Consider the following 13,940-nt stretch of genomic DNA (forward strand, 5'->3'; position numbering starts at 1 on the left):
ATTTCTTAAATTTTAGATTGAAAGCGAAATACCCATTACCAAAGATTTGGCCGAACTATAGACGTTACCAGTAGTCCCTGCAAAATTTTGCTGAACATTCATTCCACTTCTTTTTGATTTTATGAAGAAGTTTTCACCACTTACAAATACCTGAGCATTGCCTAAGTATAGCTTTTGAGCAATAAGTTTAGGGAGCGTATAAGAAAGCGTAACGGAGCGTATATTGATATAGCTTCCGTCGATGAGCCAGCGGTCAGAAGCAGCATCAAAATCAGTAGTACGACCCGCGTCCATTCTTGGTACATCTGTGATGTCGCCAGGTTTTTGCCATCTTTTTAAGATGTCGACATGTTTGGCATTGTGGTAACCAGCACCCATCAAACTAGCATAGGCACCGTCGTAGATTTTACCCCCAATTTGATATACTACCAGTGCTGACAAAGTGATGCCTTTGTAGCTGAATGAGTTTGTAAAACCGCCCGTAAGCTTAGGAATAGCTGAACCATTGTAATGGAAGCGGGCATTGTTGACATTGGTAGTGACAGTATCGCCTTTTTCGGTGATAGTAGAGTTGGCAGGAACATAGCTAGCAGCTCTATATAAAGCTTCCCCTGTGGTGGAACTAACACCCATAAATTCTCTTAGCCAAAACTCGTAAATTGAGCTACCTTCTTTAAGTTTTCTAGTACCATCGATGAGTTCTTTATTCTCATCAGGCATTTTGGTGATTTTGTTTTTGTAAGAAGTTGCATTGAGATCCAAGCGCCAAGTAAAGTCTTTGGTTCTAACGGGTTCAAAACCCAACTCTACTTCAATACCTCTGTTGTACATCGTACCGATATTGCGAGTTACAGTAGTGATACCAGTTGACAAAGGCAAAGGAACATCAAAAATCAAATTAGAAGATTGACGGTCGAAGTATTCGACAGTTCCCGTAACACGGTTTTTGAAGAGACCAAATTCAAGGGCTATATCAAAAGCATTGCTTGATTCCCACTCAAGGGCGGTATTTCCTAGACTAGACTGCAAAATACCCGCTTCGGTAGCATTGTTACGGCCTAGTTCGTAAAGTGGCTGCCAAGCATAGTTGCTGATATCGCCGTCGTTTCCTGTTTGCCCATACGAGCCTCTGAGTTTTAAGGCACTGATTTGGGGAATTGATTTTAAGAAACTTTCTTGAGCTATTCTCCAAGCACCACTAACAGAATAGAAGGTACCCCAGCGTACATCTTTATAAAACTTGCTAGAACCATCTCTCCGTGCTGAAAGCGACAAGAAGTATTTTTGGTCGTAGTCATAGTTAATTCTTGAGAAATATCCCTCAACTCTGCGACGGTTGAGTTGTGAAGTAAGGTTGGTAGTAGTAGTGAAGTTGACAAGCTCATAGTTGCCATCCAAAATCTGTTGAGAACGAGAACCTTCGAGGTTGTTGCTCATTTGGTTGTAGCTTTCATGTCCTACTAGGGCTTCTATTCCGTGGCTACCAAATGTTTTGGTGTAATTGAGGAGTTGAGAAATGTTGTAGCTAGCTAGGTATTCAAATTCGTGGGTAGCTCTACCAGCAGGAGCGCCGTCTCCGATTTCGGGGTTTCCGAAAGTGACGTTGTTGCGGTTAGTGATATCTGCACCCACATTGGCCGTGAACTTAAAGTTTTTCAAGAAACTAATCTCAGCAAAACCACGCCCTCCAAATACATTGCGGCGGAAGTAGTTTTGGTTAAGAAGTGTTTCTGAAATAATATGGCGACCACCGTATTGAGGTCTGTTTGGCAATCCCAATGCGCTTAAGTTACCATAATCCCAGCGTCTATTCCCATTTTCAAGCATTAAGAAAGAACTAGGATTGGCAGGGTCATAAGCATAAATAGGATAGATAGGGGCAATACCTCTTGAAAAGAAAAATGGGTTGACAAAAGAAGTTCCTCCGTTGGCAGGGGCATCAGATTGGTTTGAGTTTGAAATAGTAGCCGTAATGTTAGCTCCTGTTCTAAACCAAGGTTTCATTTGGCTATTCACATTCAAACGGGCCGTATAGCGTTCCAAATCAGAACGAATAAGGAATCCCCTGTCGTTTAAGTATGATAGCGAAACAAAGTAGTCAGTATTGTTGTTTGAACCCGAGAAGTTGAGGTTTAACTCATCCCTGTTACCTTGACGCATGATGGGTTTTTCCCAGTTGAGATCATCGGGGCTATAAAGCATTGTGGCACTTGAATTGAACACCCCGTCGGTATTTACAAGCTGATTGAACGGAACATTATAAACATTATAACCTACAATGGCTCCCAAACCACTCGTAGCATTGGCATTGGCAGTTGCCATCGGAACAGGGCTTGTAGCGCGATAAGCAAAGTTGTTACGGTTTGCTTCCCACATCAATACATAGTAATCGGCAGGACCTACACGGTCATATTCTGGTAAAGCTCTTGTGTTAAGACCTTTAGTGTATTTGATGTTGATGCTGCTAGCTCCTTTTTGTCCTTTTTTGGTCGTAATCATTACTACACCATTGGCAGCACGTGCTCCATACAAAGCAGTAGATGCTGCATCTTTGAGTACCGTAATGCTCTCAATGTCGCTAGTACTGATGTTGGCAATGTCGGCACTATAAGGGATCCCATCTACTACATAAAGGGGAGAATTGGAAGAAGAAATAGATCCAAAACCTCTAATGCGAATCTCAGGTGCAGAACCAGGCTGACCGCTGCCGGCGGTTGTTTGTACCCCAGAAGTAGCTCCAGCAAGCGCTTGCCCAAGGTTGGTGACAGGACGAGGAGCAAGGCTGCTAGCGTCGATTTTGGCCGCCGAACCTGTAAACGAAGCTTTCTTCGCAGTACCAAAAGTAGTGATGACAACCTCTTCTAGATTTGCTGCATCAGGAACTAGACTTACATTGAGGGTAGTTTGATTCCCCACTACAAATTCTTGAGCTACAAAGCCTACATAACTGATTAGTAAGCGTGAATTTGCAGGAGCGCTAATCCGAAAGTTTCCTTCAGCATCTGTGTTGGTCCCCCTGGTTGTTCCTTTAATAACGATGTTTACTCCGGGTAATGGAGAACCGTCATCAGCGGTGACTTTCCCTGTTAGGGTTTTGTCTTGGGCATGTACAAACGTACTAACAGCCCCTCCCAAAAGGAGGAGAAAAAACAATAAAATTTTTCTCATAGTAATTTAGTTTTTGATAAAGTGCAAGTGCTTTGTACTATTTGGTGTGAAAAAGCACGGTGCAATTTTAGTTAATAAAATTGTATATTGACATATTTTTAGATTTATTTTTTTGTGTTTTTGTATGTATATATGCCTTTTTAGTTAAAATCTTGTTTTTAAAAATTTGAATTATATAATTTTATATTGTAATTATATAATTTTTTGAAAAATTAAAGTTTAATTATCTGATAGATAAAAAATACCTCCCTTTTCAAAATCAGGCAGATTTTGAACCGTAAAATAAATTTCTAAAAATAAAGAGAGGTGAATTTTTAGGGAAAATAAAAGAGATTTACTCCCTAGCGGATAGTATTGCTAACCAAGCTTCATGCACTTTCCCTTCTGAGAGAAACTGTTTAGCAAGTTGCAATAAATCACTTTTGTGATGAAGACTTCTAAACTCTTGGATTTCGCTTGTCAAAGGCAGTTGTTCGATATTTCCAAGACGACCTAGATCATTGCCCGTAAATAAAGGATTAGATTTAATAAAATCAGGAATCGTATCTACACCAATTCCCTTTTGGGTGCTAGGTTTTGGCACTTCAAAGATGGCTTCGCCCGAAGCTCTTGCATACCAATTCCCTCCCATTCGGGCTACCCAATCGGTTTTTTGTTGGTCAATCTTTCCATTTTCATCAAGTATATCTTCCGAAAAATGAGCTAGTACGACTTCACATATAATGAGGTTAGCGGCGCCACCCTCTTCTCCCAAAGCAATGATTTGCTTTACTTTGCACTCAAATACCGCTTTTGATTCACCTACGCGGGGTGGTTTTACTTTCTGCGAGGGAATTTCTGTAAAACCTGCTTTGATAAATTCGTTGGTACCTTTGGGGTATTCGCAACTTGCAAGCGACATCTGCTCTACCATTGCATAATCCACCATATTGATGACTACTTCGTCTACTTCCTGTACATTTTCAAGCGTATGTTTATTGGTGGCATCTCTTACTCGTCGATTGGGCGAAAAAATCAGCGTTGGAGGTTTTGTACCAAACAAATTGAAAAAACTAAAGGGGCTGAGATTGACATTGCCTTCTTTGTCAATAGTACTGGCGAAAGCAATAGGGCGAGGGGCAATGGCACCTTGTAGATAATGGTGAAGTATAGGAACCGAAACAGCCTGAGGGTCGATAGTAAGCATGAGTTGACAGATTTTCCTTGATGAAGACTTAGATTATTTGGGAGGCAAGATAGTGGTTTTTACTTCGCCAAATCCTACTTTGATGTCTCCTTTTTGCGCAAAACCTCGCATAATAATAGTGTCATAGTCTTCTACAAACTTACGCGTAGAGCCGTCGGGTAAGGCAATGGGGTTTTTGCCTCCCCAAGTCAGTTCCAACAACGACCCAAAACTATCAGGTGTAGACCCTGAGATAGTTCCTGAAGCTAGTACATCGCCTGTATTGAGATTACAACCATTGATAGTATGATGCGCAATCTGCTGTGATACTGTCCAATACATATTTTTGAAACTCGAACGACACAAAAGGGTTTCTGAAAGCGGATTTTGATTGGGTTGAAGATAAACTTCTAGCGTAATATCAAAATTAGTGAGATTGCTGCCTCTTAAATAAGGTAGCACTTGAGGGGATTGGGGAGAAGCCTGAATCCGAAAAGGAGAAAGAGCTTCTATCGTAACTACCCACGGAGATAGAGACGAAAAAAAGTTTTTAGACAAAAAAGGACCTAAAGGAACGTACTCCCATTTCTGAATATCACGGGCCGACCAGTCATTAAACAACACAAATCCAAACACGTGATTTTCGGCGTCATCTACCGAAATAGGCGTGCCAATCTCATTGCCATTGGCTATAATGGTAGCCATTTCAAGTTCAAAATCTAGGCGTTTGGTAGGGCCAAAGATAGGAGGTTGAGTGTCGTCGGGGCGTGTTTGGCCGTGTGGACGGTGAAAATTGGTACCAGATACAAAAATCGAAGAAGCTCTACCATGATAAGCTACAGGCAAGTGCTTCCAGTTGGGTAAGAGCGAATTTTGTGGGTCGCGAAACATCGCCCCTACATTGAAAGCATGCTGCTCGCTCGAATAAAAATCGGTATAATCTCCTATTTTGACCGGTAGATGCATGGATACTTCTCGCTGAGCTACTAAAAAATCTACGGCATGTGTTTTAAAAGGGCTGCATGGATCTTCAAAAATCTGCTGTAACACTTGTCTTACTGCCACACGAATATATTTTCCGGTAGCCATGAAAGCGTTAAGAAAATCTTGTTGAAAAACAGTTTTATCAAACTCAAGCGCATTAAAAGCTCCTAATTCCGCTAATTTAGGCATATCTATGACCCATTCGCCAAGGGCTACGCCTACTCGTTTGGGAGTATTAGCGGTAGAAAAGATGCCAAAAGGTAAATTGTGAATTGAAAAATCCGTGTTTTTGTCTATCGAAAGCCACATTTGAATTCAGGATTGGTGATATAAAGAAAAAATAGAGCCGTTATGAAAAGTTTCATTCCAGCCAACTTTGATAGTATTTGCCATCGTCAATCAACATTGCTTCTTGGGTAAGCATAAGGGGTCTAAAAGTATCAATCATGACAGCAAGCTCGATAGTTTCCTTTTTGCCGATACTACGCTCATAGGCTCCCGGAGCAGGGCCATGAGGAATACCCCCAGGATGAAGTGTAATATGCCCTTGCTCGATATTGTTGCGGCTCATAAAGTCTCCGTCTACATAATAAATCATCTCGTCGGAGTCGATATTGGAGTGATTGTAGGGCGCAGGGATGGCCTGCGGATGGTAATCATACAGTCTAGGACAAAACGAACATACTACAAAAGCACTGGTTTCGAAGGTTTGGTGTACGGGTGGGGGCTGATGAATACGTCCAGTGATAGGCTCAAAATTGTGAATCGAAAATCCATAAGGGAAATTGTATCCATCCCATCCTACTACATCAAAAGGGTGCGTTGGATAGAGCAGACTGTATATTTTTCCTTGTTTTTTGATTTTGATTTCAAAATCTCCCTTTGTGTCGTGCGTTTCTAAAACTTCGGGGAGTTTGTAGTCGCGTTCGCAAAAAGGAGAATGCTCAAGCAACTGCCCAAACCAATTGCGGTAGCGTTTGGGAGTATAAATAGGATGAAACGATTCGGCGATAAGTAGACGATTGTCTTCACTATCGAATTCGATTTGATAAATCATACCTCTCGGAATGACAAGATAATCTCCGTATTCAAAGCGGATATTGCCTAATTGCGTTCGCAATTGACCATTTCCTCGGTGAATAAACAATAACTCGTCGGCGTCAGCATTTTTATAGAAATAAGAAGAAAGAGAGTGCTGAGGTGCCGCTAGTGAAATATGAATGTCGCTGTTGACGAGTAAGCGAGTACGACTTTCTAGATAATCTTCTTTGGGAGGTACTTCAAAGCCTTTCAACAAACGCGCTTTGATTCCTTTTTCTACCGCGATTTTGGGCGAAACATCTGTTTCTGACAAAACCTCTTTGACCATCGTAGGCCGGTGTATATGATACATCAATGACGACATACCGTCAAAACCAATGGTACCAAACAGCTGTTCGTAATAAAGACCGCCTGAGGGTTTCTCAAATTGAGTGTGCCTTTTAGGAGGTATTTTTCCGAGTTTATGATAAATAGGCATATCTGTTTCGGTTAGGATACAATAATATATATGCAAAGTTATACAAATAAAATGCTTTGGCAATATTTGTTATAACAAATATATGAACCTAATACCTTTATCCTTGAAAAAGAGATATAGCTTTTAGGGATTTAAAAATGCCCCATCAATCACAAAGAGAGCGGCACCTATGTCAGAATATACTTTGTGGGAAGGCTCCCCATCCGACACTTGAAACGACATTCCTTGCTGGATAACATGACGTGAGCCATCCGAAAGCTCAATGAGAAGTTGTCCTTCAATACAATAAGCGATATGTCCTTTTGCACACCAATGATCGGCTTCGTAGGAGGCTGAATATTGAATATAGCGGACCTTACAAAGTGGGTAATCTTTGGTGCGAACATACGCCATACCGCTTTCACCTTTATGTTCTGTCGCAGTAATTGTTGCCAAGATGTAATTTCGAAGGGTATCATAGTATGGTGCGGTCGCCGTGAGATTTAGGCTCTGAAATGACTAAAAAATGCAAATCTTCCGTATGATTATTTTGAATTTGGTGAGCCACTTGTTTGGGTACATGAATACTTTCAGACGGAAGAAGCGTGTAAGTTTCATCTCCTAATATAAAAGTAGCTTTTCCTGCCAAAATATAAAACAATTGTTGGCAATGATGATGAAAATGACGCTGCTCAGCAGTAGTGGGAGGCATTCGTTCTTGAATTATACTGAGGCTATCGGATTTGAGTAAGTGCCATCCGTCGCAACCAGACCCCCATGTATAATGTTCGGCATTTTGAATAGAGATAGGCATACTGTTAAATTTTTTCAAAAATAACAAAATAGCCTCGTCCATTTTCCAATGAACAAGGCTATCTAGAAAACGACAAGGAAGTTAGGTGTTTTTTACCTCTACTTTGGGGGGAATCAGTCGATACAAGACCGGTGTCACAATCCTTGATAATAAAGTAGAACTAATGAGACCCCCTATAAGCACCCACGCCAGAGGTGAATAAAGGGGATTGGCTTCGATAGCCAGTGGAATAAGTCCTCCTATAGCGGTAAGAGAGGTAAGTACAATAGGAACAAAACGTATTTCGCCCGCTTCTTGAATCGCTTCTAAGAGTGGAAGACCTTCTTCGCGGAGCTGATTAGTAAAATCAACCAACAAAATGGAGTTTTTGACTTCAATCCCAATCAAGGCTATCAACCCAATAACCGCGATGAAAGAAAGAGGATAGCCCACAATCCAAAGCATCGTAAATGCTCCAATGATGCCCAGAGGAATGACTGACAGCACAATTAAGGAACTTTTGAAAGTCCCAAACTCTAGAATCAGAACGCCAATGAAACCAAAAGCAGTAATAAGAATGATTGTGCCTAATCCGCCAAATGATTTCTCGCGGGCTTCTAATTCACCAGCGGCTTTGTAAGTAAAATCTTGAGGGAATTGATACTTTTCAAGCTTATTGATTACTTCTTTATAAACATTATCAACCAAATAGCCATTTTTTACAAAAGCCGAAATAGTCACAAATCTGTCACGGTCATAGTGGCGTATTTGATTGGTAGAGACTTCAAACTCAATGTCGGCTACTTGACGAAGCGGTATAGATGCACCTGTCAGGGTATTGACATATAGATTTTTTAGAATGTCAGAATTCGTGGTTTTGCCTTTGGGGAGAGTCACATTGATATTGTAGTCATCGCCCTTGGAGTCTTTGTAGCTACCAATATTCAAGCCTGCAATGGCAAGTCTCACCGTTCGGTTGATATCCGCTATCGATACGCCGAGCATTCCCGCTTTTTCTTTGTTTATTTTTACCCGTAAATCTGTCCGTCGAGTAGTAAGCGGATTTTTGACATAAATAGTCCCGGGAGTAGCTTTCAAGATTTTTTCTACATCGGCAGCTACATTTCTTAGTTTGTCTAGGTCTTCGCCCATTACTCTGATAGCGATAGGAGCTTCTGTATTAGGCCCCTGCTCAAAATCTACTACTTCGACATTGGCATTAGGAATGTAGCGTAGGCGTTCGCGTAGGCGCTCAATGACTTTCTCTTTTTCAGGGGGATGGATTTCGTCTTGAAGTTGGACAAAAACTTCTGCATAATTGCTTGACTCTGACCGTTCAATCACATTGTAATACATCCGAGGTACACCTCTTCCAGTACTACTAGTGAAAAACTTCACTTCGGGTACCGTTTTAAGTTCATTTTCAATGAGGCGAGTAGAACGGTTGGTTTCATCAAGTGTACTTCCTTCGGGAGTCTCCAGCGTGACCCTAAACATAGGCTTTTCTGATTTTGGGAATAACCCAAATCCAATGATTTTGGGGATAGTAAGTGAAGCCCCAAAAAGCAAACCTGCAACCAGCAGGGTAGGAAAGGGATGTCGTAAAGCCCAATTCAACAGTCGGCTATAAGAGCCAGAAATGAGTTTTTTCAGCGCTCTTAAGAATAGATTCCCTTCGGGATTGTGGTTGTTTTCCAACAATCGGCTGCTCAAAAAAGGAACAATAGTGAGTGAAACCAACATAGATGCCAAAATGGTGGTCACTACGGCAGTGGGAAGGCTTCTGATAAAGTCGCCCGAGGCTTCTGGCAAAAATATCAAGGGCAAAAAAGCCAAGATAAGTGTGACAGTACACCCAATCACCGCCAAAGTGATTTGCTTTGTTGCCTTGACCGCCGCATCGCGTTTAGAATAGCCGTCGCGCATCCATCGTTCGATATTTTCGACCACCACAATCGAATCATCCACCAAAATACCCAATGCTACAATCAAACCTACTACACTCAATTGGTTGATACTATAGCCTAGATAATGCACGGCTGTCAGCCCAATAGCAAGGGATAAGGGAATTGAAATCATAACTACCAACGCAGCTCTAAAGCCCAAAGGGAGCAATGTAAGTGCAACCAAAAGAATGGCGATACCAAAGTCTTTGGCAAAACGATCCAAACGACGATCTACACTGACCGATTGGTCAAAGTATTTTACCATTTTGATATGTTTGGGCATTCCCTTTTCAAATGTTGTTAATGTTGCGTTGAGTTTTTTTCCAGTTTCTGTAATATTTTTCCCAGCTTTTTGAGCTGCTACTACAAGTACTGCTCGACTGCCATTGAGACGCGTGTAGTTGGTTTCGTCTTCATAGTTGAAATCAACTTCTGCTACATCGCCTAAATAGATGATTTTTTGACCATTGGTGGCTACTATAGTACTCCGAATCTGGTCGAGTGATTCGTAATCACCACTGGTTTTGACATTGAATCGGCGGGCACCTTCCTGTACACTGCCTGCGGGAATGTTGAGGTTTTCGGCTTGAAGTGCTCCCAATACGCGATTAAGGGCAATTCCTTCTTGTGCCATTTTCTCAACATTGAGAGAAATTCGGACGTTTTCTTTGGGAAAACCAAAATCTTTGACACTCCGTAAATCTTTATTTTTTTCTAAAACCTTACGAAGTTTTTCGGAATAGTCAGCTAGCTCTTTGTAAGAGGCCACTTCCGATACCAAAGCAACTTGTACAATATTTACCAAACCAGGGTCAAATTGGAAGTACCGTATGTCAAAAATATCATTAGGTAAAATCCCCCTCATGCTATTTACTTCACGGGCCACTTCCTGTTTTTTTTCATCATTGTCCACACCGTATTCGTATTCTAGCATAAAAACCGCTAGGCCATCATCAATGGTGGTTCGGATATTGTTGACATCTTTGAGTTCATTGAGGCGCTTTTCGACAGGGTCAACTACCAGTTCTTCCATGTCTTTTGGGTCGGTGCCAGGATAAATCACCGTTATCACAAAAGTAGGCGCTTCAAAAATAGGGTCTTCTGAACGAGGCATATTGAAGAGCGAATTGAGACCCAGGGCCACAACGCCTACAAACATGACGAGCATGAACTGCCAGTTTTTGACGGAAAATTCTGAAAGATTCATCGGAAAAATGTTTTCTATGACATACCTATCGCAGAAGGATAGATATTGGATTCATGGTTGTTATTTCACTATTACTAAAGAAGATTCGGTCAAAAAAGCACTCCCCGCCGTTACTACTTCTTGGATGTTTTCTAATCCATTGGTGATGAGTACTTTATCGCCATCTATAAACCCTATCTGTATAGGAAGTCTTTTTACTTTCTTACGCGTATCATCAAGTACATACACAAAGGCATCCTTTCCATTGCCTTCTACGATGGCTTCAATGGGAACTTTGATGTAAGAGCGATTTTGGACGGGTTTAAGTTGTACTTTAGCAAACAAGCCAGCGGCTAGTCGCTTTCCGTTAGGGGTTATTTTGATTTCAATTTCATAGAGTTTGTTCATGGGGTCGGCTGCGGGAGCCAATTTCTTAACGATACCCATAAACGTTTCGTTGGGATAAGCGTCTAGCACAATAGAGGCTTGGTCGCCTACTTTGAGCCTTGCCCAGTCTTTGTCAGAGACGCCTACTCTAACTACCCAATCTCCTTGACGGTCGGAGGTAAGATAAAAAATAGGAGTACCCGGACCAGTGAGTTCGCCTTCGTTGGCCATTTTTTTAATCACGGCACCGTCGATAGGAGAGGTGATTTGGGCATACGAACGATTAAACTGTGCTATTTGCAGGTTTTGTTTTGCTACATCTAGAGCGGTTGTGACATTTTGCATTTGTTCGAGGGTAGCCGCCGTGTCTTTAAACATATTTTGAACTCGCTTAAAATCACGCTCTGATTTTTCGACCCCATATTGTGCTTGATTCACTTGTGCATCTATTTCGGTCAAGTTGAGAGTGGCGAGTAATTGTCCTTTGCGTACTTTTTGTCCTTCTACAACATATATTTTTTGGATTATCCCGCCAATCTTAAAAGACAATCGGGCTTCTTCCGAAGAGGCAACCAGCCCCGAGGCGGTTATGCTTTCAGAACGACTGACTGTTTCGACTGGCGAAAGAGAAATAGGAACAAGAACTTCTTCGGTAGAAGCCTCTTTTTGAGTGTTTTTTTTGTCGTTACTGCAAGAAAAGACGGTCAGTAGGGATGCAGTAACCACCAGGAAAACAGGCCATAAACGTGATTTATTGTGAAAGTAATTCATGACATTTTAGGTTTTATTAGAAAAGAGTCTATTCCTGCTGATTTATTTAATTGCGGTAATTTTATCTAAGTTAGCTTGCTTATTCAGAACATCAAATTGGGCCAACGATTGCTGTAATTGTGCCGTTAGGACTTCATTTTGGGCGCGTACGTACTCAATCAACAGTACATTTCCATTGCGATAGCGACTATCGATAATTCTAAAGTATTGCTGTGATTTGGTGACGCCGTCCACATAGGTTTGGAAAGATTGGCGAGCGGCTTCCAATTCATAAAATGCTTGTGTCGTTTGGAGTTCTATCTGACGTTCGACTTCCAGTTTTTTGGTTTGGAGTATTTCCGTTTGAATTTTGGCTTGTTGGGTTTTTGATTTTCGTTCATATCCTTTAAACAAATCCCATTGTAATCCTATTTGGGCAACGACATAGGCTTGGTTGGAAAAAGTATAACCAAACCCTTGGAAACCAGTGTTTGCTCCGATAAAAAATGACGGTATTCTGGCAGCTTTTTCGTTGAGTGTAATAGCTGTTTGAGAAGCCAATATTGACTGTTCTAACTGTTTGAGCTCTTGTCGATTAGTGACAGCAAGTTGGGCGAGAGACGATGCCGTTTCTGGCCCCGACAATTCAGATGAAAATTTAGCTTTTAGAAATACAGAATCAATTTCAACCGAAGACGCTAGGTCTTTATTGAGTAAAAAATTAAAATAAGCCTTCGCCGTTTTTTGATTTTTTTCGGCGTTGGCTATCTGTTGTTTTAGCTTGCTTATTTCGTATTCTGCCCCTACTACCGCATCTTTCGTAACAACATTGTTTGAGGCCAAGCGTTGATTCAACCTCAGCAATTCTTGCAATGTTTTTTCGGCACTGTTATATATTTTGAGCGCTTCTTCAGCTTGTAAAAATTGAAAATAGGCCCCTTCGATATTATAGCGAAGTTCATTCTCTACCACTCTTTTTCGTGCTTCTTGGGCGGTGAGCAATGTCTTTTGAATCAGATAGTTGTACTGAATTTCTGGGTTGAAAATAGCGTATTGAATCGCAAACTTGGTATCATGAAAATTATTGGGAGCGAGCAGTTCGTCTACATTGGAGATTTGCGGAAACACACTCGATTGGGTAAGTTGGTTGAGAGTACTATAAACGGGATTGAGCAAATCTCCCACAGGAAACTGTAACCTGCGTCCGCCAGCTGCCAATGAGTAAGTAGGATTAAAACTTACTTTGGGGTAAAACAGCGCCTTGGCTTGTCGAATCGTTTCGCTGGCTTTTTTTATTTCTAGTCCCTCTTGTTTGAGAATAAGATTGTTTTGTAGGCCTTCTTGTACATATGCTTCCAAAATGGCTGATTGTTGGGCGATTACTTCCTCACCTAGTAGGAGCAATACCACTAAAAAGAAACTCCTAATCATGTCATATTTAATAAACAGTGTTCAGAAAAACGATAAAAAAATTTACTTAACAATTATTGAAAAATGAGTATGCTTGGATATAGCGGGATAAGTGAATATACTGCCTAGCTCCGCTTCCTTACTGAAGATGAAAATAGAATGACATTTTTATGCATAATAGCTTGAGTTTAAGTGATTTTGTGTTGGCTGTATTATTTATAAAACTAAGATAATCAAACAAATAATCGCAATCATGAAGCACAAAGGAGAATAATAGAACGTATCCATTTTTCCAAAATCTGTATGCTTTATCTTTTTGAAAAAACCCACATACCGAAATTCTCCAATTGATCTTATTAAAAAAAGAAAACCAATGATGGCAGTGGCATAACTGAGATAGTTTTCATTCCAGAGGATAAGTGAAATAAAATGGGCTTTTGTGCCAATTATGCCAGCAAATCCAAATAAGCCTAAGGCTACGATAATAGTTTCAGGAGTGCCAGGCTTGAAAAGCAGTTGCCCTGTTCCGGTTTTTGGGAGGGCTCTATCTATCCATTTTTTGCCGCCTACGGCCCAGTAAAGATGCAGTATTCCAATCGACAGGAAGATGCAAATTAAAACGGATGCAAAAAAAGTTGACATTGAAAATGAGT

General features: G+C 41.0%; 10 protein-coding genes. All 10 read right to left on the reverse strand.

What is annotated here, in order from left to right; translation table 11 throughout:
• Positions 1-12 precede the first annotated feature (12 nt).
• The gene (locus P1X15_RS11165; protein WP_277338207.1) at positions 13-3,168 is read right to left on the reverse strand and encodes a TonB-dependent receptor; all 3,156 of its coding nucleotides are present in this window, start codon (positions 3,166-3,168) and stop codon (positions 13-15) included.
• Positions 3,169-3,502: 334 nt separating this feature from the next.
• A complete protein-coding gene (locus P1X15_RS11170) occupies positions 3,503-4,354 on the reverse strand; it encodes a flavin reductase family protein (RefSeq protein ID WP_277338208.1) in 852 nt (283 codons plus the stop codon).
• Between the two features lie 33 nt (positions 4,355-4,387).
• A complete protein-coding gene (gene fahA, locus P1X15_RS11175) occupies positions 4,388-5,626 on the reverse strand; it encodes a fumarylacetoacetase (protein ID WP_277338209.1) in 1,239 nt (412 codons plus the stop codon).
• A gap of 52 nt (positions 5,627-5,678) precedes the next feature.
• Complete coding sequence (locus tag P1X15_RS11180) at positions 5,679-6,836, reverse strand: homogentisate 1,2-dioxygenase (protein WP_277338210.1); 1,158 nt, start codon at positions 6,834-6,836, stop codon at positions 5,679-5,681.
• 123 nt (positions 6,837-6,959) lie between these two features.
• Positions 6,960-7,271, reverse strand: a complete 312-nt coding sequence (locus P1X15_RS11185; protein ID WP_277338211.1) for a DHCW motif cupin fold protein — start codon at positions 7,269-7,271, stop codon at positions 6,960-6,962.
• A 19-nt stretch (positions 7,272-7,290) separates the two neighbouring features.
• Positions 7,291-7,629 (reverse strand): cupin domain-containing protein, encoded by a 339-nt coding sequence (locus P1X15_RS11190; RefSeq protein WP_277338212.1) that lies wholly within the window; start codon positions 7,627-7,629, stop codon positions 7,291-7,293.
• Positions 7,630-7,710: 81 nt separating this feature from the next.
• Positions 7,711-10,761: an efflux RND transporter permease subunit gene (locus P1X15_RS11195; protein ID WP_277338213.1), complete on the reverse strand. Its 3,051-nt coding sequence runs from the start codon at positions 10,759-10,761 to the stop codon at positions 7,711-7,713.
• A 60-nt stretch (positions 10,762-10,821) separates the two neighbouring features.
• Complete coding sequence (locus P1X15_RS11200) at positions 10,822-11,898, reverse strand: efflux RND transporter periplasmic adaptor subunit (protein ID WP_277338214.1); 1,077 nt, start codon at positions 11,896-11,898, stop codon at positions 10,822-10,824.
• Between the two features lie 42 nt (positions 11,899-11,940).
• Complete coding sequence (locus P1X15_RS11205) at positions 11,941-13,308, reverse strand: TolC family protein (RefSeq protein WP_277338215.1); 1,368 nt, start codon at positions 13,306-13,308, stop codon at positions 11,941-11,943.
• Between the two features lie 195 nt (positions 13,309-13,503).
• Complete coding sequence (locus tag P1X15_RS11210; protein ID WP_277338216.1) at positions 13,504-13,929, reverse strand: DUF3995 domain-containing protein; 426 nt, start codon at positions 13,927-13,929, stop codon at positions 13,504-13,506.
• Between the last annotated feature and the right edge of the window lie 11 nt (positions 13,930-13,940).

The sequence above is a fragment of the Runella sp. MFBS21 genome (assembly GCF_029433105.1).
In the GTDB taxonomy this organism is placed as follows: domain Bacteria; phylum Bacteroidota; class Bacteroidia; order Cytophagales; family Spirosomataceae; genus Runella.

What these genes read in the sequence shown, in the direction of transcription:
- P1X15_RS11180 (WP_277338210.1), bottom strand. Translation starts at nt 6,836, where the DNA reads ATGCCTATTTATCATAAACTCGGAAAAATACCTCCTAAAAGGCACACT.
- P1X15_RS11195 (WP_277338213.1), bottom strand. Translation starts at nt 10,761, where the DNA reads ATGAATCTTTCAGAATTTTCCGTCAAAAACTGGCAGTTCATGCTCGTC.
- P1X15_RS11165 (WP_277338207.1), bottom strand. Translation starts at nt 3,168, where the DNA reads ATGAGAAAAATTTTATTGTTTTTTCTCCTCCTTTTGGGAGGGGCTGTT.
- P1X15_RS11190 (WP_277338212.1), bottom strand. Translation starts at nt 7,629, where the DNA reads ATGCCTATCTCTATTCAAAATGCCGAACATTATACATGGGGGTCTGGT.
- P1X15_RS11210 (WP_277338216.1), bottom strand. Translation starts at nt 13,929, where the DNA reads ATGTCAACTTTTTTTGCATCCGTTTTAATTTGCATCTTCCTGTCGATT.
- P1X15_RS11170 (WP_277338208.1), bottom strand. Translation starts at nt 4,354, where the DNA reads ATGCTTACTATCGACCCTCAGGCTGTTTCGGTTCCTATACTTCACCAT.
- fahA (WP_277338209.1), bottom strand. Translation starts at nt 5,626, where the DNA reads ATGTGGCTTTCGATAGACAAAAACACGGATTTTTCAATTCACAATTTA.
- P1X15_RS11205 (WP_277338215.1), bottom strand. Translation starts at nt 13,308, where the DNA reads ATGATTAGGAGTTTCTTTTTAGTGGTATTGCTCCTACTAGGTGAGGAA.
- P1X15_RS11200 (WP_277338214.1), bottom strand. Translation starts at nt 11,898, where the DNA reads ATGAATTACTTTCACAATAAATCACGTTTATGGCCTGTTTTCCTGGTG.